39 protein-coding genes are annotated in these 24,092 nt (G+C 46.9%); 31 read left to right on the plus strand and 8 right to left on the minus strand.

What is annotated here, in order from left to right; genetic code table 11:
* Positions 1–10 precede the first annotated feature (10 nt).
* Complete coding sequence (locus AC27IB_RS21125) at positions 11–367, minus strand: capsid cement protein (protein WP_487123441.1); 357 nt, start codon at positions 365–367, stop codon at positions 11–13.
* 2 nt (positions 368–369) lie between these two features.
* Positions 370–1,587, minus strand: a complete 1,218-nt coding sequence (locus AC27IB_RS21130) for a hypothetical protein (protein ID WP_487123443.1) — start codon at positions 1,585–1,587, stop codon at positions 370–372.
* A 196-nt stretch (positions 1,588–1,783) separates the two neighbouring features.
* Here AC27IB_RS21130 and AC27IB_RS21135 point away from each other — a divergent pair, with 196 nt between their 5' ends.
* The 3 genes from AC27IB_RS21135 (at position 1,784) to AC27IB_RS21145 (ending at position 3,912) form a co-directional block, all read left to right on the plus strand.
* Complete coding sequence (locus tag AC27IB_RS21135; protein ID WP_487123445.1) at positions 1,784–2,014, plus strand: hypothetical protein; 231 nt, start codon at positions 1,784–1,786, stop codon at positions 2,012–2,014.
* Position 2,015: 1 nt separating this feature from the next.
* A complete protein-coding gene (gene dnaB, locus AC27IB_RS21140) occupies positions 2,016–3,341 on the plus strand; it encodes a replicative DNA helicase (RefSeq protein WP_487123447.1) in 1,326 nt (441 codons plus the stop codon).
* A gap of 91 nt (positions 3,342–3,432) precedes the next feature.
* Positions 3,433–3,912 (plus strand): hypothetical protein, encoded by a 480-nt coding sequence (locus AC27IB_RS21145; RefSeq protein ID WP_487123449.1) that lies wholly within the window; start codon positions 3,433–3,435, stop codon positions 3,910–3,912.
* A 200-nt stretch (positions 3,913–4,112) separates the two neighbouring features.
* On the opposite strand, the gene AC27IB_RS21150 is transcribed toward AC27IB_RS21145, so the two are convergent.
* The 6 genes from AC27IB_RS21150 to AC27IB_RS21175 form a co-directional block, all read right to left on the minus strand.
* Complete coding sequence (locus AC27IB_RS21150) at positions 4,113–4,325, minus strand: hypothetical protein (protein WP_487123451.1); 213 nt, start codon at positions 4,323–4,325, stop codon at positions 4,113–4,115.
* A 281-nt stretch (positions 4,326–4,606) separates the two neighbouring features.
* On the minus strand, positions 4,607–5,551 hold the full coding sequence (locus tag AC27IB_RS21155; protein ID WP_487123453.1) for a hypothetical protein: 945 nt from the start codon (positions 5,549–5,551) through the stop codon (positions 4,607–4,609).
* Positions 5,552–5,553: 2 nt separating this feature from the next.
* Complete coding sequence (locus tag AC27IB_RS21160) at positions 5,554–5,766, minus strand: hypothetical protein (RefSeq protein ID WP_487123455.1); 213 nt, start codon at positions 5,764–5,766, stop codon at positions 5,554–5,556.
* Between the two features lies 1 nt (position 5,767).
* The gene (locus AC27IB_RS21165; protein WP_487123457.1) at positions 5,768–6,301 is read right to left on the minus strand and encodes a hypothetical protein; all 534 of its coding nucleotides are present in this window, start codon (positions 6,299–6,301) and stop codon (positions 5,768–5,770) included.
* A gap of 21 nt (positions 6,302–6,322) precedes the next feature.
* Positions 6,323–6,916: a hypothetical protein gene (locus AC27IB_RS21170; RefSeq protein WP_487123459.1), complete on the minus strand. Its 594-nt coding sequence runs from the start codon at positions 6,914–6,916 to the stop codon at positions 6,323–6,325.
* A 31-nt stretch (positions 6,917–6,947) separates the two neighbouring features.
* Positions 6,948–7,319, minus strand: coding sequence for a helix-turn-helix domain-containing protein (locus AC27IB_RS21175; protein ID WP_487123461.1), 372 nt, complete (start codon positions 7,317–7,319; stop codon positions 6,948–6,950).
* A 126-nt stretch (positions 7,320–7,445) separates the two neighbouring features.
* On the opposite strand from AC27IB_RS21175, the gene AC27IB_RS21180 reads away from it, so the two are divergent.
* The 28 genes from AC27IB_RS21180 (at position 7,446) to AC27IB_RS21315 (ending at position 23,879) form a co-directional block, all read left to right on the plus strand.
* Entirely contained in the window at positions 7,446–7,709 is a 264-nt protein-coding gene (locus AC27IB_RS21180; protein WP_487123463.1) for a helix-turn-helix domain-containing protein, read from the plus strand.
* 11 nt (positions 7,710–7,720) lie between these two features.
* Positions 7,721–8,185, plus strand: coding sequence for a hypothetical protein (locus AC27IB_RS21185; RefSeq protein ID WP_487123465.1), 465 nt, complete (start codon positions 7,721–7,723; stop codon positions 8,183–8,185).
* A 19-nt stretch (positions 8,186–8,204) separates the two neighbouring features.
* On the plus strand, positions 8,205–8,651 hold the full coding sequence (locus AC27IB_RS21190; protein WP_487123467.1) for a hypothetical protein: 447 nt from the start codon (positions 8,205–8,207) through the stop codon (positions 8,649–8,651).
* Position 8,652: 1 nt separating this feature from the next.
* Positions 8,653–9,114: a hypothetical protein gene (locus AC27IB_RS21195; protein ID WP_487123469.1), complete on the plus strand. Its 462-nt coding sequence runs from the start codon at positions 8,653–8,655 to the stop codon at positions 9,112–9,114.
* Positions 9,107–10,126: a hypothetical protein gene (locus AC27IB_RS21200; RefSeq protein WP_487123471.1), complete on the plus strand. Its 1,020-nt coding sequence runs from the start codon at positions 9,107–9,109 to the stop codon at positions 10,124–10,126. The genes AC27IB_RS21195 and AC27IB_RS21200 overlap by 8 nt, the downstream gene beginning before the upstream one ends.
* Complete coding sequence (locus AC27IB_RS21205) at positions 10,126–11,847, plus strand: transposase (protein WP_487123473.1); 1,722 nt, start codon at positions 10,126–10,128, stop codon at positions 11,845–11,847. The genes AC27IB_RS21200 and AC27IB_RS21205 overlap by 1 nt, the downstream gene beginning before the upstream one ends.
* The gene (locus tag AC27IB_RS21210) at positions 11,837–12,868 is read left to right on the plus strand and encodes an AAA family ATPase (protein WP_487123475.1); all 1,032 of its coding nucleotides are present in this window, start codon (positions 11,837–11,839) and stop codon (positions 12,866–12,868) included. The genes AC27IB_RS21205 and AC27IB_RS21210 overlap by 11 nt, the downstream gene beginning before the upstream one ends.
* A 9-nt stretch (positions 12,869–12,877) precedes the next feature.
* A complete protein-coding gene (locus AC27IB_RS21215; protein WP_487123477.1) occupies positions 12,878–13,588 on the plus strand; it encodes a DUF3164 family protein in 711 nt (236 codons plus the stop codon).
* A complete protein-coding gene (locus tag AC27IB_RS21220) occupies positions 13,578–13,856 on the plus strand; it encodes a hypothetical protein (protein WP_487123479.1) in 279 nt (92 codons plus the stop codon). Before AC27IB_RS21215 ends, AC27IB_RS21220 begins: the two co-directional genes overlap by 11 nt.
* Before the next feature lie 87 nt (positions 13,857–13,943).
* On the plus strand, positions 13,944–14,219 hold the full coding sequence (locus AC27IB_RS21225; RefSeq protein WP_487123481.1) for an HU family DNA-binding protein: 276 nt from the start codon (positions 13,944–13,946) through the stop codon (positions 14,217–14,219).
* Between the two features lie 40 nt (positions 14,220–14,259).
* Positions 14,260–14,481, plus strand: a complete 222-nt coding sequence (locus AC27IB_RS21230) for a hypothetical protein (protein WP_487123483.1) — start codon at positions 14,260–14,262, stop codon at positions 14,479–14,481.
* Positions 14,478–14,732 carry a hypothetical protein gene (locus tag AC27IB_RS21235; protein WP_487123485.1) on the plus strand — a complete coding sequence of 85 codons (255 nt, stop codon included), beginning with the start codon at positions 14,478–14,480 and terminating at the stop codon, positions 14,730–14,732. Before AC27IB_RS21230 ends, AC27IB_RS21235 begins: the two co-directional genes overlap by 4 nt.
* Positions 14,707–14,952 carry a hypothetical protein gene (locus AC27IB_RS21240; RefSeq protein ID WP_487123487.1) on the plus strand — a complete coding sequence of 82 codons (246 nt, stop codon included), beginning with the start codon at positions 14,707–14,709 and terminating at the stop codon, positions 14,950–14,952. Before AC27IB_RS21235 ends, AC27IB_RS21240 begins: the two co-directional genes overlap by 26 nt.
* A 16-nt stretch (positions 14,953–14,968) precedes the next feature.
* Positions 14,969–15,142, plus strand: a complete 174-nt coding sequence (locus tag AC27IB_RS21245) for a hypothetical protein (protein ID WP_487123489.1) — start codon at positions 14,969–14,971, stop codon at positions 15,140–15,142.
* A 16-nt stretch (positions 15,143–15,158) separates the two neighbouring features.
* Positions 15,159–15,767, plus strand: coding sequence for a hypothetical protein (locus AC27IB_RS21250; RefSeq protein ID WP_487123491.1), 609 nt, complete (start codon positions 15,159–15,161; stop codon positions 15,765–15,767).
* Positions 15,767–15,940 carry a hypothetical protein gene (locus AC27IB_RS21255; RefSeq protein ID WP_487123493.1) on the plus strand — a complete coding sequence of 58 codons (174 nt, stop codon included), beginning with the start codon at positions 15,767–15,769 and terminating at the stop codon, positions 15,938–15,940. The genes AC27IB_RS21250 and AC27IB_RS21255 overlap by 1 nt, the downstream gene beginning before the upstream one ends.
* Entirely contained in the window at positions 15,933–16,334 is a 402-nt protein-coding gene (locus AC27IB_RS21260; RefSeq protein WP_487123495.1) for a regulatory protein GemA, read from the plus strand. The genes AC27IB_RS21255 and AC27IB_RS21260 overlap by 8 nt, the downstream gene beginning before the upstream one ends.
* Entirely contained in the window at positions 16,331–16,735 is a 405-nt protein-coding gene (locus tag AC27IB_RS21265; RefSeq protein ID WP_487123497.1) for a Mor transcription activator family protein, read from the plus strand. Before AC27IB_RS21260 ends, AC27IB_RS21265 begins: the two co-directional genes overlap by 4 nt.
* A gap of 86 nt (positions 16,736–16,821) precedes the next feature.
* Positions 16,822–17,139, plus strand: coding sequence for a hypothetical protein (locus tag AC27IB_RS21270; RefSeq protein WP_487123499.1), 318 nt, complete (start codon positions 16,822–16,824; stop codon positions 17,137–17,139).
* Positions 17,132–17,575, plus strand: a complete 444-nt coding sequence (locus AC27IB_RS21275) for a M15 family metallopeptidase domain-containing protein (protein ID WP_487123501.1) — start codon at positions 17,132–17,134, stop codon at positions 17,573–17,575. The genes AC27IB_RS21270 and AC27IB_RS21275 overlap by 8 nt, the downstream gene beginning before the upstream one ends.
* Entirely contained in the window at positions 17,563–18,081 is a 519-nt protein-coding gene (locus tag AC27IB_RS21280; protein ID WP_487123503.1) for a hypothetical protein, read from the plus strand. Before AC27IB_RS21275 ends, AC27IB_RS21280 begins: the two co-directional genes overlap by 13 nt.
* Positions 18,081–18,299: a hypothetical protein gene (locus AC27IB_RS21285; RefSeq protein ID WP_487123504.1), complete on the plus strand. Its 219-nt coding sequence runs from the start codon at positions 18,081–18,083 to the stop codon at positions 18,297–18,299. The genes AC27IB_RS21280 and AC27IB_RS21285 overlap by 1 nt, the downstream gene beginning before the upstream one ends.
* Positions 18,299–18,796 (plus strand): DUF1804 family protein, encoded by a 498-nt coding sequence (locus AC27IB_RS21290; protein ID WP_487123506.1) that lies wholly within the window; start codon positions 18,299–18,301, stop codon positions 18,794–18,796. Before AC27IB_RS21285 ends, AC27IB_RS21290 begins: the two co-directional genes overlap by 1 nt.
* Complete coding sequence (gene terL, locus AC27IB_RS21295) at positions 18,789–20,420, plus strand: phage terminase large subunit (protein WP_487123508.1); 1,632 nt, start codon at positions 18,789–18,791, stop codon at positions 20,418–20,420. Before AC27IB_RS21290 ends, terL begins: the two co-directional genes overlap by 8 nt.
* Positions 20,410–21,855, plus strand: coding sequence for a phage portal protein family protein (locus AC27IB_RS21300; RefSeq protein ID WP_487123510.1), 1,446 nt, complete (start codon positions 20,410–20,412; stop codon positions 21,853–21,855). The genes terL and AC27IB_RS21300 overlap by 11 nt, the downstream gene beginning before the upstream one ends.
* A gap of 15 nt (positions 21,856–21,870) precedes the next feature.
* A complete protein-coding gene (locus AC27IB_RS21305; protein ID WP_487123512.1) occupies positions 21,871–21,996 on the plus strand; it encodes a hypothetical protein in 126 nt (41 codons plus the stop codon).
* A 4-nt stretch (positions 21,997–22,000) separates the two neighbouring features.
* The gene (locus AC27IB_RS21310) at positions 22,001–22,651 is read left to right on the plus strand and encodes a hypothetical protein (RefSeq protein ID WP_487123514.1); all 651 of its coding nucleotides are present in this window, start codon (positions 22,001–22,003) and stop codon (positions 22,649–22,651) included.
* Between the two features lie 13 nt (positions 22,652–22,664).
* Positions 22,665–23,879: a phage minor head protein gene (locus AC27IB_RS21315; protein ID WP_487123516.1), complete on the plus strand. Its 1,215-nt coding sequence runs from the start codon at positions 22,665–22,667 to the stop codon at positions 23,877–23,879.
* The last annotated feature ends 213 nt before the right edge of the window (positions 23,880–24,092 follow it).

Raw genomic sequence — 24,092 nt, forward strand, 5'->3', positions numbered from 1 at the left:
TCGTTGCTCCTTATGTGTTAGCCGGAATTAATAGCGCGGTGAAGATCGCGCCATCGCCACTTGCTGCCGTTAGCGCACGGCCAACAACCTTTCCAGAGGTTCTTGTGATTAACTTACCGCTGGCACCTACTTCCAGTAGGGCATCTGCTGCAATGACAGCTCCCGCTTCACAAGGAACGGTACCCAATACATCAACCGCCGCCTGTTCGCCTGCTGTTGCAGGGTTATAGGTAACGCCAGTCATGTGAGCACCGGCAGACGCGTAGTTACCGTCTGCGCCAACAGCACGGCACTGCGCTAATGCAGCAGCTGCTTGTACGCTAATAGTTAAAATTGCTACCCGTGCTTTGTTTAAGTAATTCGCCATGGTTATGCTCCTTGACTTACGGCAATAACGGCGTCTGCGTAGCTAACACCATGTGCCTTTGAATATTCTTCGGCTTTTTCGTCCAGGTCTTTGTCGTGGCCCAGCTCTGGATCACCGCCCATTGGCGATTTGGCACCCAGCGAACCGACAAACGCCTTGGCAAAGTCGTACTGGCTTTGCTCAACGGTTTCGGCGTCTGATTTGCTAAAGCTGAATGTTTGCGCATCGTCACCTTGTGGCAGGCTGGCCATAAACTCAGCCAGGCCAGCGGCATTTGCCGGGGTTAAGCGGCCTGCGGCAATCTGTGCATCCACCACGGCTTTACAATCAGCCACACGCGCCGCAAAGGCTTGCTCTTCCAGGGTCTTTTCGGCGCTGTCTGCGCGAGACTTTTCAGCACTCAGTTGACTGCTAAAGCTGGCCTCGGCGTCATCTTTCGCCTGTTTAATGGCAGCATCAAGCTGCTCCTGAGTGTATTTAGTCACTGCAGGCTCCTCAGTTTTGGGTTTAGAAAATTCGGGTGTTAACGGGTCATCAGGGGTCTCTTTGCGTACTTCTTCGCGGGTTAATGCCTCCCGCATCCAGTCCAGGCTCCATTTAGGTACAACGCGGTCTGCGTCTTCCTGGGAAAACTTCTCGATAAAGAAGTCGCGCATATTAGAGAACATATCCAGCAGGGTGCGCTGGTGTTCCATCTCCATGCTGAACTCAATGGTTTCTGATGGTTCCGCGCTAAATTCAACAGTTTCGGTTGGGTCAGCCTCTGCACCGTTAAACTGCCAGCCTAATCCCTCCAGGGCAGGCTCAACTGCGCCCAGATAACCAATGTGGCGAAGGGCAAGCCCCTTATCTGTGCGTACCAGGCTAATACTGCGATTAGGGAATGACTTGGCCGCAACGGCTTTGGCAAAGTCCACGTTGACGTTGCTGGCGGTGACCTCCAGGCGGTCATCGTCGGTTAAGCGCACTCCAGTTACCCAGCCTAAGGCCGGGGCATTGGTTTTAGGGTGGCCAATCACCAGGGGCGATTTGTTGGGGGTAAAGTTATCCACTACCTGCTGCAAGTCTTCGCGGCTGTAGTTACGTGATTTACCCGTGTTGTCGGTATGCTCCCCCGCAAAAAAAACATCATGCCAGGGAAACTCGGTCACCGTTGTCATGGCGTCGGCCACAACGTCGCTGATGGGTAATTTTTTGAATGTGGGGGTTTTCGTTTTCATGGAGCCATGATGGCCCGAGAAAACTTATGCTGCCGCCCGAAGAAAACTCCGGGGTAAAGGATGGGGTTCCTTTTAATAACCTAACTGCGCTGACTAAGAAATTCAACGAGTTTTTTAATCAGCTCCTTTGGACATGTGTAACCTCTTGCCCCTGGTCTGCCAGGGGCTCTTTTTACTACCCAGCCGGAGAATCATTATGCAAACAGTTTGGGTACTGCAGCAATTTACATCCCGCTATTTTGATATTACTCAGCCGCATTACCTGGCTAAAATCACTCAACGTTTACGCCCCATTTTTACCACCGACCTAACCACCGCACTGGTATTTGAAAGCGAAGCAAAAGCCAATGCACAGCTAACCTTCGACTTAAAACACGAAGGCTGGGCTGCACGCCAGGTAACCATCCCTAACAGTAAGATGCACTAACATGCTGCCTGCTAATACGCTGCCTCAGGACATGGCAGCGGAGCAGATGCTATTAGGAGAGCTGCTGGTAACAAACGAGCACGACGACCTGCTGGAAGGCATAGAGCCTGAGTTTTTCTATTTTTCTGCCCACCGATACATATTTACCACCATCCGATACCTGCATCAAAACAGCAGCCCCATTGATACGCTCACCGTTGCCGACTACCTGGCCCAGCGTAATCTGCTCGAAAAAGCCGGGGATTTAGCTTACCTGCAGCAGCTGGTGCGCAACCATATCAATGAAGCCCAGGCAATGCAGGCTAAAACACGCATTGCCACACTCACCACACAACGCCAGGTAATACTGGCCAGCAACAAAATTAAAGACGCCTGCTACGACAGCCAGGGCGCTACTGCAGTATCGATACTGGAACGCGCCGAAACCGCCCTATTTAACCTGCGCCATGCCCAGCACGAAGCCACAAAGATGCAAAGCATAGGGCAAATGACGCTCAGTATTGCCGACAAGCTGCAGGCCATTGCAGAAGGACGCGGCCCAGCTAAAGGGCTAACCACCGGCTTTAACGAACTGGACGAACTGATATACGAACTGGCCCCGGGTGATTTGGTACTGGTTGCGGCCCGGCCCTCACAAGGCAAAACCACCTTCGCTATGAACCTGGTAGAAAACGCCATGATGCAAAGCACGGCACCTGTGGTGGTATACAGCCTGGAAATGCCTTCAGAGCAAATTATGATGCGGCTCTGGGCGTCACTGGCCCGGGTGAACCTAACCAAGATACGTAACGGTAAAATGGACGACGAAGAATGGTGTCGGGTAGCAAACGTAATGACTACCCTTAAAGAACGGGGCAACCTGTTTATTGATGATGCCGCTTCGCTAACCCCGTCAGACATTCGTACCCGTACCCGTAACCTAATACGTAAACACGGCAAGCCCAGTATGCTAATGGTGGATTACGTGCAGCTGATGCGAGTAAGCGAGACCAGGAAAAACCGCGCAGATGAAATAGCTGAGATCTCAAACAGTCTAAAAGAAATGGCCAAAGACTTCGGCATACCGGTGGTGGCACTTTCTCAACTTAACCGCAGCCTGGAGAACCGCCAGGATAAACGCCCTATTAACTCTGACCTTCGGGAGTCGGGTTCGTTAGAACAGGATGCAGACGTGATCCTGTTTATTTATCGGGATGAAGTATACAACCCGGAAACAGAACATCCGGGCGAAGCGGAAATAATAATTGGCAAACAGCGAAACGGCCCCACAGGGACCGCTCACTTGTTGTTTCAGGGGGAGTATTCAAAATTCGTCAACCGCAATTAGTTTTTGCAAAAAGTTTTATTTAATGCTTTATTTAAGCTTTAAAATAGCTTTGAGTTAAAAAATGACCACGCAATGCATCGATTCTTCAACTATGACCCATCAACAATTAAGATCATTTATCCAGATAATGAAAGAAGCCATTGGTGCAACCAGTGGCAAACGTTCAAATTATATTGTTGAGCTCGGACTGGATTTAACCAGCCCATTTGCCTTCTTACTCGGAAGGGATAACTTCACTCAAGAACAAAAGGTATTTGCGGAAGGCATTTTTTGCATTGTTATGAATATTCCAATGCGGCGGCAAGAGCAGCTATGGATAAACGAAACCACCTGGTATCCAAAAAACAAAAACCGAGTCGAAGCGCCAATGGAGCAATCCCGTCTTGATTATGATTTTATGATGGAAATAAGCGACCGCCCTAAAGACTGGGAAGAGATATTAAAAGTATCATCTACAACGTTTACCAAACTTACCAAAGGGGATATTGCCCCTTACGATCTAATTCGCCCATCGATAGCATTAATGCAGTTTGGATTTCCTGAGCCGGAACAGTTTTTTACAAGGTTCTAAAAACGGGGTTTAGCAAAACAGGCTTTTAAACCAAAAAGTTGTTGAAAACCGTTTTAAAAGCACTCTAAAAACGCATCAAATCAAAGACGCAAACCAGCGTTCAAATATTTTCAGATAATGACTTCTGAATGATTTTAGGCGCTTTCCTCCAAAACAAGCTTTCTACGTTATCACTAGGCGTAGAAAGACCGTAAAGGTCTTTAAGATGGGCCAATATCTTCGTTAATGAAATCAAACCAGTCATTCAGGCTTGTTTTTATCAGCAGTAATGAAGCGATCAATATGCAAAGCGCAAATACCGAAATCCAGATAGCAGCATAAACAAACCACTGAATACCAATAAGGCCGATCGATAGCTGGGCAATGGCTGCGCAGATGGTAGCGAGCACCGACCAAAATAAAAAATCGCTCAAATTTCTCAATGGGGCATAAATTTGTAGTGAAGTATCAAGTTTTCGCAGCTTCTCAAACCGCTTTTTATACTGGGGACGATCGTACACGTTTTCTTTCAGTTTTATCAGGATGAATGTTTTTAACGAAAGCAGAAATCCACCAACCGTTAAAAAACCGGCAAATAAGTTTCCGCGCAGGTTTTCTTCGTAGAATTTAACAAACTTCGGTATATCTGTTACGTAACAATCCACAGCGCCTATAATAATAGTCGCTATCAATGCACATAAAAGAAACCGTATTCTCATCTTATTGGAGCCTCAAATACTTCATCATGTTCAATACAAATTTCAATTAACTTTGCTGTAACCCAGCTACTAGCGAAGTCGCTAACTTCTAGATCACTTATATGCGAAGCCAATTCATCGTAGTCATATTCACCAAAATTATCTGGTTGATTCTGAATTCGAATGATTCGATCAAAACCTTCGCTATCCGATGCAAAGACTTTTCCTTGCTCAGCTTCATCCTGGCCTATTGCCTGTTCAACTGAACTCACAACTGCGTCTAGCACCCCTGAAAATGGTGCACTCGTTGAAAAACTAAACTTTTTTCGTTGCTTGCGAACATATCCAGAAAGTTGACTAAAATATCGTGCTTCAGGTTCCAAATATGCAAAATCAAACTCCAATGATTTAATTTTATCCATTTCGGCTAGCAAGCTCGGTAGGCTTTCTCTACTAATAAGTACCTGCCACTTAAAGGTACCCTTATATTGTTTACCAGCAGCTTTCTTTGCTGCGCCTTCGCTTTTACCACTTTCGAGTACTTCAGCTTTTTTAGCCTCTTTCCTAGTATCTTTTAGGCGTAAAAATTTCTTCTTCATGCCTCTCATAGCCTGTCCGATACTACAGGATTGATGGTAGTGTTGATATAAACCTATTCCCGAAGCTTTATTGATCACAAAAAAATTAAAATCCATAATTCTGGAATCATCTTCTAAGCTATTAACTTGAATTTTAAATGCTCCGGATTTTTCCTTTAACTCGCAAAATGTACGCTGATTTTTAACGGTGACAACTAAGCCTAGGTAATAATCGTCGTTGGAAGTATCGTCGATAAACATAAATCTGCCAACATCGTCAGCACTCTCGAAGTTGGCGTCATCAGCGGCCATAGATGCCATTAGTTCAGATAAGGGCAGTGAATCAGGCACCTCTATCGAGAAACCTACAAACCTAACAAGCATGATTAGTCCTTTTCGATTTGAGCAACAATCTCTGTTAATGTCGCTATTAATTGTGTTTTTAAATTGCTGGAAATAAATGTGTGAGGGGCATTCTCCGTAACCTTTTCGATCACTTCATCCCGGATTTGATTCAGGTGAAGCCCTTTGTCCTGGAGAACTGCGTAAGTTGAATAAACTATTTGCTCTAAAATACTATTTTGGTCATCAGTATCCATGTCACATACTCTCGCTATTATTTTCCAAGAGAAAAGGTTCAAACTTGTCAATCGGGTACCAAGAGTAAGCAGTTACCTTTAGAGTATGTCCCGTAAAATCATCTTTATTGACTCCATATAAGCTATTATCAAGAGCTATTGCATCAATCCCATTTTTCATTTTCCCGGATGCTCCAGTGGTGTATATGGAGAACCCCTCTTTATCAAAAATTTCTAACTGAACATTTATACCGTATTCTGAAGGGACAAAAGAAAAATTATGCTGAGTGACATCAATAGCTGCTTTAATATAGTAACTCCCGTACTCACTCTTTGGCTCAACAAACTTTACATTTTCGACAGTAAAGCTAAGTTGGGGGTCAACTGCTATATAACGGTACTCCCCCAATTGTTGTTCATTAACTATTACTCGATTTTCCAACTCACTTAGACGACTGGAGATAGCTAAAACCTGGTTATCAATGTACTTCGTATTCCCTGGGTCTAAGCAGCCAGATAAGAACAAAAAAAGTGGGGAAAGTAGTATTATTTTCATTGCTAACATCCTTGTTAAAAATTATTTGAGCGAAGCCACCCAATCATAAGTTTGTTGAAGTTGGTCATCGGTTAATTCAGTTAACGAACTGCAACCAAAACTAAATTCCAGGTACCAGTCTTTGTCATCAACCCGATCTAATTTTCTTAATCGAGTATAGATGAAACTGTAGCGGCTCTTACGCCATGATGAAAAGCCGCGAGCTGATTTGGCACGTTTAAGCCTTCCGATCGTCTGGCGTAAGTAGCTTTCTACTTCTGGAAACTTTTCCCGCTCTATGAATTTGTATGAGGAGAATTTAAACTTTCGCTTTAGGGCCGTCCAAACCGCAGCATGGTTTCTGGGGTTCTTTTTAGATGCTTTTTCGGCTGTAACCACGTCATCGACTAACAGGCGGATGATGTATTGCTGATCACTTGTGATGTGATGGCTACCAGGCATTACATTGGGTTTTACGATTACTTCCTGGTTTGTCACATTGATATGGTTAGTACCAATAGACACAATGTTACCTGTACCTGATGTGGTTACGTTTTGAGGGACAGAAGAGCTTCCCTCACTTTCCGAAAAGCTCTCTTTAAAGAGTTGCGTAACCTTACTTTCAAAATCATCCATAATTCACTCCAGACTACGTGAAAGTTACATATTAAAAACCTGCTGCTGTAACAAAAGGCAGAACGTTAGACGCCTTCACCTCTTGCTGTGATTCTTGTTCTAATTCCAATAGCCCGGCAATGATACGGGCTTTGCCTTTGGGGCTAACATGCCTGCCATGCTCGACTAATAGTGATTCAATAAGCTCTACGATTTCAGCTACTCGTTTAGTGTTTACCGTTCTAATACCAGTAACCACATAATTAATATCAAAACCTAAACTAGCTAACCCAGCCAACTTGTCTGAAGGTATAGGAGCATCTTGCTCCCACCTAATAAAAGTTCCTTTAGAAACTCCAATATGTTCAAACACTTGACTCTGTTTTAGCCCCAAACGCTCTCTTTCAGCCTTTAAAAGGTTCAATTTTTAAAACCTAAAGTATTGACAGGTTCCACATTTAGAACCTATGATAAACATCAACATTAACAAAACGCTTTCAGATATCCCGGCAAGGTTCGCTGAAAGCGCTACACGTAAGGTAAACATACTATGACCCCGAAAGAAATTAAAGCGGAATTAAAAGCCCGTGGTTACTCAAACAAAATGCTGGCCGAAATTTTGGGCAAAAGCGTCTCTGCTGTTGGCCAGGTCATCAACAAAACCTCCTATTCTCGTGAAATCGCCGAAGCGGTATGCAAAGCCATCGATAAAGATCTCCTCGATGTATTTCACGATGTAAAGCCTTACCACCAATCCAAATCCCAGTTACGTGAGCAAAAAAAGCAAGAACTTGCTCAGTTGCTAAGCGCATAAGGGGAACCAGGATGATCTCAATTCGCTCTCTCATTTTGACTCCCGTACCCACCGACATAGGTTTGCAAGCTGCTCAGCGGCCAGATGTTCTATATTTCTTGAAACAGCAATCCCTTGTTGTGCCCGTAAGCGTTCTGCGCGCAGTGCAACAAGCACAAGACCCAGCCACACTAAATGACGCCGATTGGGCATTGTACGCAGTGTGTCATGAGTACCTGGGCACACCGATAAGCACCATTCCACTGCAGGTAAAGGTGGCAATCGCAAAAGAAGTGTACGCACCCCAACCGAGCGCACTTCAGTCTGCAGTTGCTCAATGTCTTGCCGCGTTAAAACGCTACTTACTAGTGGTCGCTCAACGCGCTTATCCAAAGCATGGTACACAAGTTCTCTCCGCAGATTCAAAAACAACATTAATGCTAGGTGAGTCCGCTACCCGCGTCACTGGTAAAACCATTCCAAATTTTTACCGGTAAGCCGGTGGAGGTTTAACACATGTCTCAGCGCGATTTATTAGACCAGCTCGATCTGGACTTACTCAACACCGAAAACGCTCCTAGCTTGGATTTAGAACTGGACGTTATTCAAATCATTAAGCAATGCGAGCGCAACAGCGGACTGGGCCGAGACCGCTTTTTAGATCGCATTAACTTATGCCTGCGTGATACCGGCCAAAAAGTAACAAAGATCCAATTAAACAAGTGGCTATCACCAAGCCAGGACAACTGTGTACCTGCCTGGGTAATGCCAGCCATTTGCTGGGCACTTCAGTCTATTGAACCCATGACCGCAATGCTTAACCCCCTGGGCTTTAAACCGGCTGATATGCGCGCCGACCTGCTACGCCAAAAAGCCGAACTGGATGTGAGCAACAAAATGCGCCAGAAGGAATCCAGAGACATAGAGCGAGCGCTTCAGCAAATGATGATAAGAGGGAAATAGCATGGATTTACAACAGCTCGACAAGATACCCGCAAACAAGGTGTTTAGTGCCGATATAAAGCATTTTTGCGCTCACCCGGCCACACCGTTAAAGGACCCTCAGTTAAATACAGCTCGTAAAGTTTGTAGCCGTGTGTTGCTGGGTAACAAAATACTTAGCAATCAGACTCTGAGTAATTTGATGGGCAAGAGATTCAAACACGAGTGTGTGGTAATGAACAATCGATTTATTAGTCTGAGAGAGGAACTCACCGGAGCCAGCAAACTGAGTTTTTTATGTGGTGGCGGTTGGGACCACGTAAGTTTGTACCGCGTATTAATGCTCTGCGATACGCCGCAATTTAGCGTTAGCGACCATCGGCTGGATGACCTGGAGATACTCATGCACAACATGCCAGTAGCTGAGTTTAACCAGGTTTTAGGTTGGGGTGTATCAAGCTTTATGGGGGCGTTAAATGACTAAGCCTGCAGCACCGGTTAACACCATTATGAACCAGCTAATTACAAAGCTGGGCGAAGAAGAGTTTACCCTGCCAGCCGAGCAAAACGAGCTATGGGCGATAGTTGAAAACAGCGAGGTATATGCCTGCCTGTACCACGTTAAAGCTGGCCTGGCGTATAAAGCACTAAAAGAACAGTTGCCGCATGGTGAGTTTAACTCTGAACTAAAACGTAGAGGTATCCCAGAGCGTAATGCTCAGAATCGAATAGCAGTAGCCGAACTAATTTTAAATTGCCCAGCTTTAAATCGGCAGACGTCTGCCATTTTAAACGATGCAGAAAACTCAAAACCGCAGACGTCTGCGGATTTGGAAAGTAGCGAATCAGTAACACTTGAATCATTCAGCTTTAGCCAACTAACCGAACTGACCCGACTCCCGGAAGAAAAGATCAAATCACTGCAGCCAGAAGAACTGCAGGAACTAAGCAAAATGCCCGTGCGCGCTCTTAAAACAGCGGTAAAACAAATGAACCTGGACTTTGAAAGCGAAAGCAAACTTGAAGCCCAGAATGCCAATTTAAAGAAACAGCTGGAAGAACTGCAAGTCCAGCATGCCGATGCCATTAACGAAATGAATCGCGAAAAAATAGCCAAGGCACCCGAAAAGATTTATGGGCTATTGCCACTGGTTGCCATGATCCGCCAGGAAGCGCCCTCAGTTAGCCAGCAAATCCATGAGCACGGCTTAACAGCGGTGAACCTGGTAGAACGTTTAATCGCCCCTAACCTGGATTACGTGCAAGCAAAAATGGCCGCACAGGCGCTGTATCACTTTATAGCAGCTCCATACAAACAAATTGGTTTAGCCATTAACCGCCTGGAAGCACACTTTGGGGACGACCTGACCGGCGTTGATGCGGAGTTACCCACCTACAGCGAAGCAGAATGGGAAGAGGCCGAAAACAAACGCCAAACCATTATTTTGCTGCACGAGGATGCCACTAAACCACGTAAAAAGCGGGGGCGTAAGTAATGCATCCTGCTGTTCACCAATTTAACCAAATTATAGAGCAGGTTATCCACGATTGTGATCCGTGGACACGCGCTACTGAAAAAGCCCGGTCTATTGCCAACAAACGCATGCATGTAGTCACTGCTGTTCAAAAAGCGGCTACCACCATGACAATGCAGGCGGCGTTGGCTCACGTTATACAACAGTGTGAACACAACAATGCCGACGAAACTTTGGCAAAGGCATATGTCGCCTTAAGCAACCCAAAACCCGCCACCATTCGCCTATGGTGTAAAGCGTTCGACGATACAGGTAAAAACGGTTTACTCCCCAAACATTCTGGCACCTCCCGCAATGACTACGGCTGGGAAGCCAGAGCCCTGGAGTTGTACCACAAACCACAAAAGCCCAGCATTCGTAAGGTTGCCCGAGACCTACGCGAAAAATACGGTTTCAGAAGCGCCAAAGAGCATAATGTGCGCTACTTCTTTAGCACGTTACCGGCCGACCTGCAGGAACGCTCGCCCTGGCGCATGGGCCGCAAACAATATAACGATGCACTGCGAGAGCATATCGCCCGGACAACCGAAAATTTACCCGTAGGTGTGTTGTTCCAGGGTGATGGACACACTATCGACGTATACCTGCGCCACCCGCGTACTGGTAAGCTTTGGCGTGCTGAATTAACCGTGTTTATGGACGTGCGCAGCCGTTACATTGTGGGCTGGTACCTGAGCGTGGCTGAATCCAGTATTAGCACCATGGCTGCACTCAGCCATGCCATGGGTACCCACAACCACGTACCGGCGCTAATCCATATCGATAACGGCAGTGGCTTTAAGTCTAAGCTGATGAACAGCGAAACATCGGGCTTTTACACATCATTCGGTATCGAGCCTATCTGGGCATTACCCGGCAACGCCAAAGCCAAAAACGTAGAGCGTTTCTTCCGCACCATGGAAGACGACTTTGGCAAAGATTTTGATACGTACTGCGGCTACGACATGAGCCCAGACGCCAGCCGACTGTTCAGCAGCTCGGTAAAAGCCGAGAAAGCCGCAGCGGAAGGTAAGATCCACATTCCCACTGTTGATGAATGGTGCGAAGCGTTCACCGATTGGCTAAACCGCTATCACAACCGGCCACACCCGGAAGAACCTGGTACCACCCCGGCTGAGTTATGGTCGCAGTTAGAGCGAGTGCCGGTGGTTGATCACAACTTACTGGTTAAACCTCGCGAAGAAGTATCCGTTTCTCGCTCCCTGGTAACGCTGCACAAGCGTAAATACATCAGTGAATACCTTTACCAGTACGAAGGGCAAAAGCTCGTTGCAGAGTACGACCTGCACGACGACAGCACTATACGGTTATTCGATATGGACGGCCGTTGGCTTACCACTGCCACGCTTAAAACCAAAAAGGATTATATCTCTACCAGCCGTATTGAAGACGCGCAGCGCAAACGCCTGCTGGAGCAAACCAAACGCCTTAACAACAAGATCCACGAAAAGCGTATGGAAGCCGGGCGCGATATTCCGCTGCATGTTGAACAAGCCAGCGATATCGACCAACTGGAAGAAAGCTTTGCCAACCTGGTGGCCGCGCAAGCCCCAAAAAACGATGAACTGAATTTTGACAGCCTGATGCAAAACGTTATCCACGCACCGGACCCAGAGCCCGAGGAAGACGACGACTTCGACCCTTTATCCATTCACCCAGGAGAAACTACACATGGCCGCTAAAACCATTGATAAACCTGCCAGCTTTAACGAGAACTATTCAGAGCAGGATATCACCCACGTTAACAACATTATCGACTGGATGAATGCCAGCCCATCGCGCACCAACCGTTGGCTGTCACGCTGCGCCGGTGTTAGTGATGCGTACATTTCAACGCTGCTGGCCGGACGTCATGCAGTAAAGGCGGATGGCCTGATTGCCAAAATACTGCCCATTGTTGAAGACACCGAGCGCGAACACCGCCCTGGAGACTTTATAGAAACCAGCATCTGGATGATTGTGCAGCATGCCTGCCGGATGGCCAGAGCAGAGGGCGGCTTTTCAGTAGTTGCCGGATCGCCTGGTGTGGGTAAATCTGCCAGCCTACGCCACTACGCCGAGCTGCACCCCAACACCATTTACCTGTGCGGTAGCGAGGTAATTAACAGCACAGCGGTTATCGATATGTTGCTGGATGCTTTGAGCATTAAAACCGGCCGACAGTACCGTAAAAGCGCCAAAGTTGCCGCCATTGTGGATCAGCTTAAAGACACGGGCCGCTTAATCATTCTGGACGAAACCGACAAATGCCAAAAAGACACGCCCGATCCATTACGCACCATATCCGATGCCACTGGCTGCGGTGTAGTACTGGCCGGTAACGTTAATCTGCGCAACATGGTGGCCATGGGTGATAACCGCTACGACCTGATTGAAAGCCGCGTAGTGTTTTGGCCGGAGATCATCAACAAGATATCGCCAGAAGACGTAAAACTACTGATGCAGCCCTACATCACCGAAGACATGATCACAAAATACGAAACCTTCGACGAGGTAGCCCGGTACGCCTTTGACCTGGTAGGCGGCAGCGCCAGAAAGCTTATTAAGAGTTTGATTAAGCAGGTGCTGATGCTCGATAAACATTCCCGCGAAAACAGCCAAAGCTATGGCGGTATTAGCCGCGAACTGATGGCCAAAATCGCCAAATCCTATATGGGTATTGCACACCCTCCAGCAATACCACGCAAGGCATCAGCCATATAAGGGGGGCACATGTCACAGACCAATAAACCAACTAAACAGGAACAACCTATGACTGATGAAATTCAGATCCCACCAGGCTATGCCATGCGCGCCAATGGCGACCTGGTGAAACTGGAAAACCTAACCGACCTTGAGCGCGAGGAAGACGCCCTGGTAAACGCCATATTTCCCAGAGCCAAAGCCCTGCACGATGCCATGGCAGAGTTTAAGTATGTCGCAATGAACATGATTGAAGAAACCATAAAGCGCTGCGTGAAAGAACATGGCATTAAAAAGTTCACCAAAATTAAAGGCAACGTGCAGTTTGTAAGTGTGAACGGTAACTACAAAATTCAGCGCGCCGTCGACGATCGCATCGAACACGACAGCAGCATTGAAGTAGCTATGCAAAAGTTTGCGATGTATTCAGAAGTACTCAAAGAACAGGCCGGGCCGGATGCCGTTAAGTTTATCGATATCGCCACCACTGCGAAGAACGGTAAGTACTCTACCTCCCGCTTAATCGATCTACTGAACAAAGACATTGACCACCCGTTATACGTGGGTGCCAAGTCTGCACTCATGCAGAGCCTGTTTATTAGCGGTAGCAAAGCCTACCTGCGTTTTTACATTCGCAATCCAAGGGATGACTCCTGGACAGCCATGCCACTGCAGTTTAGCAGCATCGCTGCAACTGCTCCCCAGGGTGAAGCCAAAGAGGAGCAATCCGATGCCGCTTAATCTCGATTTTTCCAACGGTGAAAAGGTTTCTGTAAACCAGGAGCAGTACAACCTAATCCTGCGTGTTGAGGCTCACTACGAAAGTAAATTAACCAGCATCGACCAGCTGATTGAGTACACAAAAAAAGCTGACGTAGTGCACCTTAACGATACCGAGATTGATAACCCGGACATTATAACCGGCATGCGACTTGGCCTGATGCTGGCCAAAAATCAAATCGGTGAGTTTCCGCTAAAAATTGAAGATCCCGACGATGACGAAGAATAAAGCAATTCGTTTTCGTCGCCACCACTGGCGCTGGCAACAGCGCCGTTAAACCGGGCACCAGGCCCATTAAAACAAAAGAGAGTAACTATGAACAAAACACAATTAATCGACGCTATCGCAGGTAAAGCTGACATTTCTAAAGCAGCCGCTGGCCGTGCCCTGGATGCTTTTACCGACACGGTAACCGAAAGCCTGGCAGCGGGTAGCAAAGTGAGCCTGCCTGGCTTCGGTAACTTTGAGGTGAGAGAACGCGGCGAACGCCAGGGCCGTAATCCAAAAACGGGCGAGGCAATCACCATTGCCGCCTCTAAATCAGCTGCTTTTAAAGCGGGTAAAACCTTAAAAGACAGCGTTAACGCTTAACCCAACCGGGGCGCTTTGCGCCCCCCACAAGGAGCACGTTATGACACCGCATCAATTTACTGGCTGGGGCAAAAAAGCCCACTTAAAAACCGGCGTTGTATTAGAGCGCATTGTGTCCTGGGAGTTTGTTTCGAGCCTGGGCAATGTTGGCACGCTAATACACATGGATGATGGCTCAGAGTTGTTGGTGGGCGACATGCCAAATCAGGTTGAACACATTATTGCCAAACATGGCAACAAACAAACGGGAGCAGCAGCATGAAAACCAAATTATTCCGTGGCTATGGCCGCCACTTAGATAAATCAGTAGGCGTTGACCTTTCAAAAGTGTCGTGCTGGAAGGGCGTACAAGGCGAAGGTCGGGATTCACATTTTGTTGGTACTGAAATCGTCATGGATAACGGTATGACTGTGTTGGTTGGTAATTCAGCCGTTGATGTGGCTGAAGCAGTTGAAACGCACCGCAATGAAGTAGTGGAGGCGCTGAATGGCAACGCTGCAGCAAGAGCGTGAACTGCGGGGTGTGGCAAAGCTTTTAACCAAAAAGCTGCGCCGTATCTATGGCGAAGATATGGGGTTCTTCTTAGTGGTAACGCCGTTTAAACAGAATGACCCTGTATCTGACTATATCAGCAACATTCATCGTGAAAGCGGTATCGCAGCTCTCAGAGATACCGCCGATCGCCTGGAAACAAAAGAAACCATCCCGGCCAGTATTGGCGGGGTGCAATAACCAGAGGAGGTGCAACATGAAACCAGGGCACTTTGTCATTAAAAGCGCAAAAGACCGCTACAGCGAAAACACTACGGTACCCAGCACCAGAGTGACCGAGGAACAAAAAAAGCAGTGTGAGAAACGCCGTAAATGGGAAGACGTGCAATTAGCCAGGGAGCTTGGCTTAAGTTATTCCGACATTAACTAAATTTGCGAGGCACACCATGTTTAACGATGCACCTACATCATCAATCAGTAAAAAAGATCAGATACTGGCGGCACTGGCCAGCGCCAAAAAGCTGATTTTTCCTAAGCAACTGCACGAGGCCACGGGTATTGAAAAGTACGAACTTGGCAATCTGTTGCGAGAGCTACGCACTGAAGGCTTAGTGTTGTTATTGGAGAACGGGGTTTACACCCTGACTGAAGCCGGTATCGAAAAAGCCCGGGCCGAAAAAATGCAGATCCATCCAACGGCAAAAACAAGAGCTGAACGTTATAAGCGTGGCGCAGGTAATGTGATGGCTCCACCGGTGGCCACTGCTAAGCAACCATCTGAACCCAAGAAGCCCTCCCGCCAAGTCGATAACGTAAAAGCAGCTCCCAAACAGCCAGAAGCACTTGTAAAACCAAAAAAAACTGCAAACGTGCAACCAGGCTTGTCTGTCGCTACTGGGCTGACCGACAAAGGCACCGCTTTGCTTTTTCGCTTACTCGACACACTGAACTTCCAGGAGCTGCAGATGGCTGGATTCAGTAACCAGGATATCTATGAATTGGGTGATGTGTATCGATTTGTAAAAGACCGCGCAGAACAACTGGAGACAGTGTAATGGCAAAGGAAATAGAAGTAACTCTGTATATCGAAGTTCCCGATCATGCTTCTGATAAGGATATTACCGATTGGATACACGTTGAATTATGTGGCTATAACAGCATGGAAAAGAATAACCCATGCATTGATAACGCCGAGGTTGTTCATGACAAATGGAAGCACTATGACTGAACCACTACGCCGCCAGATAAAAGCTGCCCAGGTGAAGCTGAATATGGACCAGGAAACTTACCAGGGCTTGCTGCATCGCATTACCGGTAAAACCAGTAGTACCGAACTTTCTAAAACCGAGATTAAGGCGGTTTTAAACGAGTTTAAACGGCTTGGCTGGGAGCCCAATAACCAAAACGCAAAGCTGATCCGTACCATTCAGTTTTTATGGATGCGGTTAGGGGAAGAAGACTGCCTAAAAACACCAGGCAAGGCAGCAATGGAAACATTCTGCAAGCGCTTTACTCATGGCAAACCGTTTTACCGCGCACAAAGAGGCCAACTACAAAACATCGTAGAAGCCCTCAAGCAGTGGTGCGCGCGGGAAAACATCAGCACAGGGCGAATCAAATGAAATTAACTCTCGATCACTTTAGTAACTCAGGCAAAGTCATTGCACGCGCTATTGGCCCAGAAGCCGCGTACAAATTGTTACAGCAGTATGGTGGTCAGAGTTTTTATATTAGCGAAAGCCCTACAGCAGCCCATGCTGCCAGTAAAAAGTTAGGCATTGAGGTACACCGCGCGCTGTCTCAGTTGTGGCCTAACCAGGAGTTTGAGTTACCGGTAATTAACTATGTTGAAAAGCGCCTGCGTAACGAGGAAATACGCGAAGACTCTAGAAGCATGACCATGCGCGAGCTGATCCAAAAATACCAGCTAACCCGCTATCAAATTCAAAAAATCATCAACAGCGGCGATCCAATCGAGCGCGATAACACCGAAAATCAACAGTTGAAATTCGCTGGTTTTTAGCCCACGATATCAACGCCTCCCCACATTTATATCCACGGAAAAAGCTTCGGGATATAGCCCCTAAATAGATGCTGCATGCTGTGGTTATGAAAGCCACAGATCTTATTTCGTTAGCGGTGAAAATATGCCGCGCCAAAGACAAAGCACGCAGGAACGAGCTGGCCAACACATGCCCTCACCATTTGCGTAATTTGTTGCGCAGCACTGTATCTATGGTTCGAGCCAGCCAGCAACGTAAAGAGGCTATGAACCGCAACAAAAAGCGACCGGCTGACTACCGCCATACTTATAAATTTGCCCCGCTTCCAGAAAGCCTTAAAACCAAGCCTAAAACGGTTTTACCCTCTGTGGCCCTTCAGCATTGCCAGGATTTAAAAAACGCGCTGGGAGGCTCTAATGTATAGCTTTGGTAGTAATTCCTATGAGGAGCTAATGACCTGCCATCGAGACTGGATGGTGATTTGCCTGGAGCTAATTAACTTTATCGACTTCAGTATTTTTGAAGGACACCGGGGCGAATATGCGCAGAATAAAGCGGTAGATGAAGGCAAATCAGAGCTACGCTGGCCACTTTCTAAACATAACCAGTACCCCAGTATGGCCATTGATATGGGGCCGTATTTTTCAGAGCTTAAAAACACCGACTGGAACGACTTATCAGCGTTTGCTGCCTTTGCAGGCGCGGTACTAGTAACGGCTAAGCGACTTTATATAGCTGGCGATATCACACACCAGGTTATTTGGGGCGGCGATTGGGATAGCGATGGCCGCACACTTGACCATAAATTCAGAGACTACCCCCACTTTGAACTCACCGAGGAAAACGTATGGAACCTGTAACCATTGCGTTAGCTCTCGCCAAAGCGGCGGGCGTTGATGACTGGCTAAAAGAGAAAATCAGCGGCACGGTAACCGGCAAGGTTGCTAGCAAGGTAATCGACCTGGCTAAACAAGTAACCGGGAGAAAGACCCCAGAAGAAGCACTTGAAGCTGTGAATAGTAGCCCAGGCCATACTCACAATTTCCGAAATTTAGTTTTGGAGAATGAACACGCATTGAAAATGGCGGCATATGAAGACCGCAAAGATGCCCGGCAAACCTACCGTATTCACCCCCAGCAAGCCGACAAAATTGCCGAGCGCGTTATGCGCTATAACCTGCCATTTATTGTTGGCCTGGTCATTATCAACTGCGTGGTGCTGCACTTTTTTCGCAACGATGCGGCTTTGCTTGCGGCTGTTAGTAATGTTCTTGGTATGGCAATTAAATCGTTATTTGACGAAAGAAAAGAAGTAACTGGTTTTTATTTTGGCGGCTCAATGGACGCCAGTGAGAGGGAACGTTAATGGATGATGTTACTAAACAAGCGTTATTCACCAAATTAGGTGAAATCGACGCCAAGCTGGACGGCTTGAAAGAAGACAATAAAAACCAGTGGGAGCACCAACGAGGGTTAGACACCCGCTTGCGTAAACAGGAAACCCACAGTGCGGGCATATCGGCAACTGTAGCTGCATTTGTGGCAGTAAGTATTGATGCGATTAAAAAGGGCATTAGCGGTTAATGGCGCATTCATCTAAAACCCAGTTAGCAGTACGCAGCACCTATGTGAACGAGCAGCAGGATTTAACGGTTGCTGCGTCGATGCATGGTGTGAGCTACGGCACCGCGCGTAACTGGAAAGCCCGCGCCAAAAAAGAAGGTGATGACTGGGATACCGCGCGCAATGCACTTTTGCTCTCCCAGGGCGGTAAGAAGGAGCTGCTTAACCAGGTACTGGAACGCTTTTATATTCAAAGCGAACGCATCTTTGAATCCATCGAGAAAACCGAACAGCTAAAGCCCCAGGACATGGTGGATTTAATGTCTAAGTGGGCCGACTCAATGAGTAAGGTGAGTAAGTTTCTGGGAACCAGCAACAACTTCGATAAAATCGGTTTTGCTATGGAGCTGCTACAGCTGTTAAGCACCTTTATTCGCAATGATTACCCACAGCATGCGCATGTATTCTTAGAAATCCTGGAGCCCTTTGGCCGTGAGGTAAGTAAAACCTATGGCTAAGACCACCGTAAATCAGTTTTTAAAAGAACTGACACAATTAGGTGACGAATTACGCCTGCAGATAGAAAACGAGGTGGAAGGCTTCGCTGCAGACGAGGACGCCAGGGCCGAACGCGACCGTAAAACCCATGATCCGGTTACTGGGTTTAAGTTCTTCTGTAAAACCTATTTTCCGCACTATATCGATGACACGGAATCGGTTTTACACAAGCACTTATTTAAACGCCTGCCAGAAATATCAGCCACTAAAAAAGGTGTACGTGAGGCCATTATAGCCCCCCGTGGTGAAGCAAAATCCACCATAGCCACTCAACTGCATACAATATGGGAAATTATCACCGAGAAAACCCATAACACGGTGATCATCATGGACGCGTTTGAAACGCAAGCTGCGCCCATGCTAGAAGCCATTAAGGCAGAATTAGACACAAACCCCAGGTTAGCCCAGGACTATCCCGACATTGCCGGACAGGGGCCAGTATGGCGTTCAGGGGTAATGGTTACTCGCAACGATATAAAAGTGACTGCCTTTGGTGCTGGGCAAAAAATACGGGGTATTCGCCATGGTGCTTACCGACCTGACCGGGTAAAGCTCGACGACATCGAAAACGATGAAAACGTAAAAAGCCCTGAACAGCGCGACAAGATATTCAAATGGCTTAAGAAAGCAGTATTTAAGTTAGGGCCGCCCGATGGCTCATTGAAGATCATGTATATCGGCACCATGCTGCACTACGACTCCGTGCTGGCCAGGACAATAAAGCTGCCAAGCTTTAAATACGCCAAATTCCAGTCGATTATCCGCTGGCCAATCAACATGGATTTGTGGGAAGAATGGGAAGAAATCCTGCGCAACGATGGCGAAGACGCCGCAGAGCAATTCTACCTGCAGCGCAAAGCGGCGATGGATGAAGGCGCAATAGTGAGTTGGCCCGAAAAGCGGCCATTGTTGTTCCTGATGATGGAACGTGCCGACGATAAACACGCCTTTGATTGCGAGTTTCAAAACGATCCGACCAACGAAGAAGAGGCTACTTTTACTGGTATTAAATTCTGGGTACACATGGCCGACCGCTGGTTGTATTACGGCGCGTGCGATCCTTCATTGGGTAAAAAGAACAAAAAGCGTGACCCCAGCGCGATACTGGTGGGCGGTTACGACAGGCAAAAAGGCAATTTACACGTAGTTGAAGCCAGTATTAAGCGGCGCATTCCTAACCTCATCATTGAAGACATTATTAAGTTTCACCGCGAATACAACTGCATGGTGTGGGGTATTGAAGCGGTGCAGTTTCAGGAATTTATGCGTACCAGGCTAATAGAACGAGGCAAAGAAAAAGGCATTGCGGTACCTACCAGAGCCATTGTGCCTAACACCGACAAAGACCTGCGTATAGAAAGCCTGGAACCGTATGTTACTAACGGCGAGATATTACTGCACAGCTCTCAAACCGTACTTTACGACCAACTAAGGCACTGGCCAGAAGCCGATCACGATGATGGCCCGGACTGTTTGCAAATGCTGTGGATGCTGGCAGTAAGTGGCGCAGGCGGATTACCTAAAGTGAGTACAGCCAAGCGCCGAGGTACAACAGATATGAGAGGGTACGGACATGGCGGATAAAGTCATTAATAAAAAGCACGCACTCGCTGATTCAACAGTAATTGATAACCTGCTGGATCAGCATCTGATTGATTTACTCCACGAACTACCCGACCCGGACGTTATTTTACGTAAGGCCGGTATCGATTACGCCGTCTATAACGAAATACTGGCAGACGCCCATGTGATAGGCGAGGTTCGCTCACTGCGTACCGGTTTATTAGGGTTTAAGTACGAGATTAAATCAGGTGACGATAGCTCCCATGCCGATCAGGCCAGGGAGTTATGTGAAAGTATTTTCACCAGGCAACCCAACAGCGCAATGCGCTGGCCAGATATCACATGGTCAATAGGGAAAGCCACGCTACATGGCAGACGCGTACACCATATAAAGTGGCAAGTACTGGATGGCAAACTGGTACCAGAAAAGTTATTTGATATTAGCACCCGCTCGTATGCCTTTAATTATGAAGGTGAGTTACTGATACGCACCATTCAAAAACCCGAGGGTGAGCCGCCAGAGCCATACCGCTGGCTGGTAACACGCCACATGCCAGATCGCGATAACCCCTACGGTGTTGCGCTTCTAAGTAGCTGCTTCTGGCCATGGATGTTTAAAAATGGTGGCATGAAATTCTTCGTTAAATTCTGCGAAAAATACGGGGTGCCATGGCCTATAGGTAAATATCCTCAAGGCACCGATGACAAAGGCATTGCTGAGCTGGTAGAACGCCTGCAAACCATGATAGAAGACGCTGTAGCCGCAGTGCCTGAGGGCGTGGAGTTAGCACTACTGGAAACCAAAGCGGGCGGCGAATTGCCACAGGAACGCCTGGTTAACTTGTGTAACCGCGAAATGAGTAAGGCGCTTACCAGCCAGAGCCTAAGTACTGAAATTATCGACGGTGGTAGCCGTGCGGCAGCTGAAACACACGCGCAGCGCACAGTTGAAAACTTAAAGTCCGATAGAGCCCTGGTAGCTGATACCTACAACGAACTGTTCAAGATGATCACTGAAGTGAATTTTGGACCAAACGTTGCTGCCCCTAAATATAAGTATGTTGACAAAAAAGAGCTGAATACCAGCGATGTTAACTTTTTCAAACAGGCCAGCACACTAGTACCTATTCGGCGTGAAGATATCTATAAGCGCCTGGAACTATCGGAACCCACCGATGGCGAAGATGTTGTATTTACCGGCAACCAACAACGTGAAAATACACCTGGTGAACAGTCCCAATTCTCAAAAGCCGAAGACGAATGGACAGAGCAGGATATTGCCATAGAGCAAATCATTGACCAGGTAAAACAGGCTATCGATAGCGGCGAAACCTTAGAAGAAGTATTAGCCAATATCGTTAATTCATACGCCGACCTCGATACCGAAGCACTGCGTAACGTAGTTACCCAGGAGCTGGAAGGTGACTTTGGGCGCGGTATGATAAGTGAAAGTTAAACCAGGAGAGCGAACATGTTTTCTGATTCAGACTTAGGTAAAGCCATGACTGCACTGATGTTTATTGCAGGGATTGTTGGTTGGGCAGTCATAGAAATCCTTTTATGGCTATTTTCCTTCATTAATATCAGTTTCGGATAAGCCAATGAACAACATTGAAATAGCAGCTAATGCGCCAATTAAAGCCAAGTATTTCGGCGTTATAGATGATGGCCCCAGTGGCACCGAGCTTTATTTAGACGGTGATTTTGCTTCATGTGTAAAGGTTTGGTACCTCGACGATGATTCAACATGGGTTGAAGGTGATTTTGATTCTTTCTGCATTTACGGATTTAAAGAGTTTCGCTCCTTATCAGACGTAAGCCGCATTGTTGAGTTGGAGAAAGGCGCGCTGAAATCAAACGAAATAATGGATGAATGCTGGGCAATCGTTGGAAATAACATTGACTTTCAACATGGCGGCTTTAGCACGCTCCACGAGCACGTTAATGAACTGAAAGAACTCGCGGAAGCTACGCAAAATGAGCGGGATGCAGTTAGTGCAAAATTATCCAAACTTAGATTAGTCGCAGGCAGGGCTGTATTAATGTTTATGCCAGACTCAGGAATGAGGAAAGAATTAGCTGAAGCTTGTACCGACTCCTGTCATACAGCTTTAAACAAATTCGCCATTGAGCAGCAGATTAAGGGTGTTGAAGATGCGATTAAGTTTTCAGATGACAACTCTAACTTTGTTGACTCTGCTGGACTTGAAGATTATTTGGATAGCCAACTCCGCCAACAACTAAACCGCTAGGTTGAATTTATAAATGGCTGATATAAAAGTCGATGGCCTGCCATTCACGGAAGCCATTAAGTTCTTTCAGAACAAACTTGTCATACCATCCCGCCAATGGCGGGATTTGGTAGGGCCGGTTCATTCAAAAGCCTTTACTGTAGCCGGAGCGGCTAAACTAGCCATCGCTACCGACTTCTATAATGCTGTAAACCAGGTAATTGAATCTGGCGGTACCTTAAACGACTTCAGAAAAGAGTTTGATCGCATAGTCGATAAACACGGCTGGTCATATAACGGTAAACGGGGCTGGCGCACCCGCGTTATATTCCAAACCAACAAAATTACTGCCTATATGGCAGGTAAATGGGAACAGCTATGGCGCATGCGCGAGTATCGGCCTTATCTGCAGTACCTTACAGTTGGTGACGAAAAGGTGCGTGATTCGCACATGAAATGGCACCTAAAAATATTTCGGATAACACACGCAATATGGAAGCTCATATATCCACCAAACGACTGGCTATGCCGCTGTGGCGTTAGATCACTTTCCCAGGATGATATGGAAGAAGAAGGTTTAACCGAATCCACGGTAGAAATGCCTCGCCAGGCCGACACGCTAGATCCTGAAACAGGCGAAGTAACCCGAGAATATGACGGTATCGGCTTTGGTTGGGATTATAACGTTGGTATGGAATGGCTGGGGCCAGAAAAGGCGTTTGGCCAGCAACTGATGGAAGTACCAGCCGATTTAAGACAAGCCGCACTTAATAACATTGATTTAAACCACTTTGAAAACCCTTTTAAACGATTTTCAAACAAAGTGGCGTACCAGGTGGTAAAAGGTAAAACAGATATAGATAGCGGCGCTATTGGGGTAGGTTACTTTAATAACATCGTTATAAATGAACTGGCCGACGAACTCAGGTACCCAACGAACGCGGCGATCGCTATTCGTGACCAAAGCATTGCCGAAATGCTAAATGGTGTACCTGGCCAGAGCATCGCACTTTCATCTATAAACAGGATCCCAGCGATACTGCGAAATCCAGATGCAGTGCTATACAACCAATCAACCCAAAGCCTAGTTTACGCTAAACAAGGAGAAAACGGGTACCTGGCATTTACTGTGACTATAGCTGGGCAGGGCGAACTGAATTACGTTGAGTCTGCGTTCCTGACATCCGGTACCGAACTTATCAACGGGCCATATGTACTGTTATTTGGAATTTTAGCCGGTGCTAATTAGTGGTAATTTGCGATAACTTTTTTACCACTAACCCCCCACTTTCTTACTAGTAAAAACTCGAAGAGTGCCAAAATATTTCAAAACCTATTATAAAACTGGTTTCTGGTAATAATTGGCCGAATCCCTTATTAAAAAAGGGCTAGAGGGTAATTTTCTCGTTTCAGATTAATTTAAAAACTATCACTACCCTACATCACCCCCATGTGAGAGTAG

Source organism: Alteromonas sp. 4NH20-0104 (assembly GCF_057547795.1).

Bases quoted from the DNA above. Each gene is read 5' to 3' on its own strand.
- AC27IB_RS21170 (WP_487123459.1), bottom strand. From the start codon at position 6,916: ATGGATGATTTTGAAAGTAAGGTTACGCAACTCTTTAAAGAGAGCTTT.
- AC27IB_RS21155 (WP_487123453.1), bottom strand. From the start codon at position 5,551: ATGCTTGTTAGGTTTGTAGGTTTCTCGATAGAGGTGCCTGATTCACTG.
- AC27IB_RS21125 (WP_487123441.1), bottom strand. From the start codon at position 367: ATGGCGAATTACTTAAACAAAGCACGGGTAGCAATTTTAACTATTAGC.
- AC27IB_RS21220 (WP_487123479.1), top strand. From the start codon at position 13,578: ATGCCGCTTAATCTCGATTTTTCCAACGGTGAAAAGGTTTCTGTAAAC.
- AC27IB_RS21280 (WP_487123503.1), top strand. From the start codon at position 17,563: ATGGAACCTGTAACCATTGCGTTAGCTCTCGCCAAAGCGGCGGGCGTT.
- AC27IB_RS21230 (WP_487123483.1), top strand. From the start codon at position 14,260: ATGACACCGCATCAATTTACTGGCTGGGGCAAAAAAGCCCACTTAAAA.
- dnaB (WP_487123447.1), top strand. From the start codon at position 2,016: ATGCTGCCTGCTAATACGCTGCCTCAGGACATGGCAGCGGAGCAGATG.
- AC27IB_RS21305 (WP_487123512.1), top strand. From the start codon at position 21,871: ATGTTTTCTGATTCAGACTTAGGTAAAGCCATGACTGCACTGATGTTT.
- AC27IB_RS21260 (WP_487123495.1), top strand. From the start codon at position 15,933: ATGACTGAACCACTACGCCGCCAGATAAAAGCTGCCCAGGTGAAGCTG.
- AC27IB_RS21225 (WP_487123481.1), top strand. From the start codon at position 13,944: ATGAACAAAACACAATTAATCGACGCTATCGCAGGTAAAGCTGACATT.
- AC27IB_RS21130 (WP_487123443.1), bottom strand. From the start codon at position 1,587: ATGAAAACGAAAACCCCCACATTCAAAAAATTACCCATCAGCGACGTT.
- AC27IB_RS21255 (WP_487123493.1), top strand. From the start codon at position 15,767: ATGGCAAAGGAAATAGAAGTAACTCTGTATATCGAAGTTCCCGATCAT.
- AC27IB_RS21180 (WP_487123463.1), top strand. From the start codon at position 7,446: ATGACCCCGAAAGAAATTAAAGCGGAATTAAAAGCCCGTGGTTACTCA.
- AC27IB_RS21195 (WP_487123469.1), top strand. From the start codon at position 8,653: ATGGATTTACAACAGCTCGACAAGATACCCGCAAACAAGGTGTTTAGT.
- AC27IB_RS21145 (WP_487123449.1), top strand. From the start codon at position 3,433: ATGACCCATCAACAATTAAGATCATTTATCCAGATAATGAAAGAAGCC.
- AC27IB_RS21270 (WP_487123499.1), top strand. From the start codon at position 16,822: ATGAAAGCCACAGATCTTATTTCGTTAGCGGTGAAAATATGCCGCGCC.
- AC27IB_RS21285 (WP_487123504.1), top strand. From the start codon at position 18,081: ATGGATGATGTTACTAAACAAGCGTTATTCACCAAATTAGGTGAAATC.
- AC27IB_RS21165 (WP_487123457.1), bottom strand. From the start codon at position 6,301: ATGAAAATAATACTACTTTCCCCACTTTTTTTGTTCTTATCTGGCTGC.
- AC27IB_RS21245 (WP_487123489.1), top strand. From the start codon at position 14,969: ATGAAACCAGGGCACTTTGTCATTAAAAGCGCAAAAGACCGCTACAGC.
- AC27IB_RS21160 (WP_487123455.1), bottom strand. From the start codon at position 5,766: ATGGATACTGATGACCAAAATAGTATTTTAGAGCAAATAGTTTATTCA.
- AC27IB_RS21215 (WP_487123477.1), top strand. From the start codon at position 12,878: ATGTCACAGACCAATAAACCAACTAAACAGGAACAACCTATGACTGAT.
- AC27IB_RS21235 (WP_487123485.1), top strand. From the start codon at position 14,478: ATGAAAACCAAATTATTCCGTGGCTATGGCCGCCACTTAGATAAATCA.
- AC27IB_RS21190 (WP_487123467.1), top strand. From the start codon at position 8,205: ATGTCTCAGCGCGATTTATTAGACCAGCTCGATCTGGACTTACTCAAC.
- AC27IB_RS21250 (WP_487123491.1), top strand. From the start codon at position 15,159: ATGTTTAACGATGCACCTACATCATCAATCAGTAAAAAAGATCAGATA.
- AC27IB_RS21310 (WP_487123514.1), top strand. From the start codon at position 22,001: ATGAACAACATTGAAATAGCAGCTAATGCGCCAATTAAAGCCAAGTAT.
- AC27IB_RS21185 (WP_487123465.1), top strand. From the start codon at position 7,721: ATGATCTCAATTCGCTCTCTCATTTTGACTCCCGTACCCACCGACATA.
- AC27IB_RS21300 (WP_487123510.1), top strand. From the start codon at position 20,410: ATGGCGGATAAAGTCATTAATAAAAAGCACGCACTCGCTGATTCAACA.
- AC27IB_RS21265 (WP_487123497.1), top strand. From the start codon at position 16,331: ATGAAATTAACTCTCGATCACTTTAGTAACTCAGGCAAAGTCATTGCA.
- AC27IB_RS21315 (WP_487123516.1), top strand. From the start codon at position 22,665: ATGGCTGATATAAAAGTCGATGGCCTGCCATTCACGGAAGCCATTAAG.
- AC27IB_RS21290 (WP_487123506.1), top strand. From the start codon at position 18,299: ATGGCGCATTCATCTAAAACCCAGTTAGCAGTACGCAGCACCTATGTG.
- AC27IB_RS21275 (WP_487123501.1), top strand. From the start codon at position 17,132: ATGTATAGCTTTGGTAGTAATTCCTATGAGGAGCTAATGACCTGCCAT.
- AC27IB_RS21210 (WP_487123475.1), top strand. From the start codon at position 11,837: ATGGCCGCTAAAACCATTGATAAACCTGCCAGCTTTAACGAGAACTAT.
- AC27IB_RS21240 (WP_487123487.1), top strand. From the start codon at position 14,707: ATGGCAACGCTGCAGCAAGAGCGTGAACTGCGGGGTGTGGCAAAGCTT.
- AC27IB_RS21205 (WP_487123473.1), top strand. From the start codon at position 10,126: ATGCATCCTGCTGTTCACCAATTTAACCAAATTATAGAGCAGGTTATC.
- AC27IB_RS21200 (WP_487123471.1), top strand. From the start codon at position 9,107: ATGACTAAGCCTGCAGCACCGGTTAACACCATTATGAACCAGCTAATT.
- AC27IB_RS21135 (WP_487123445.1), top strand. From the start codon at position 1,784: ATGCAAACAGTTTGGGTACTGCAGCAATTTACATCCCGCTATTTTGAT.
- terL (WP_487123508.1), top strand. From the start codon at position 18,789: ATGGCTAAGACCACCGTAAATCAGTTTTTAAAAGAACTGACACAATTA.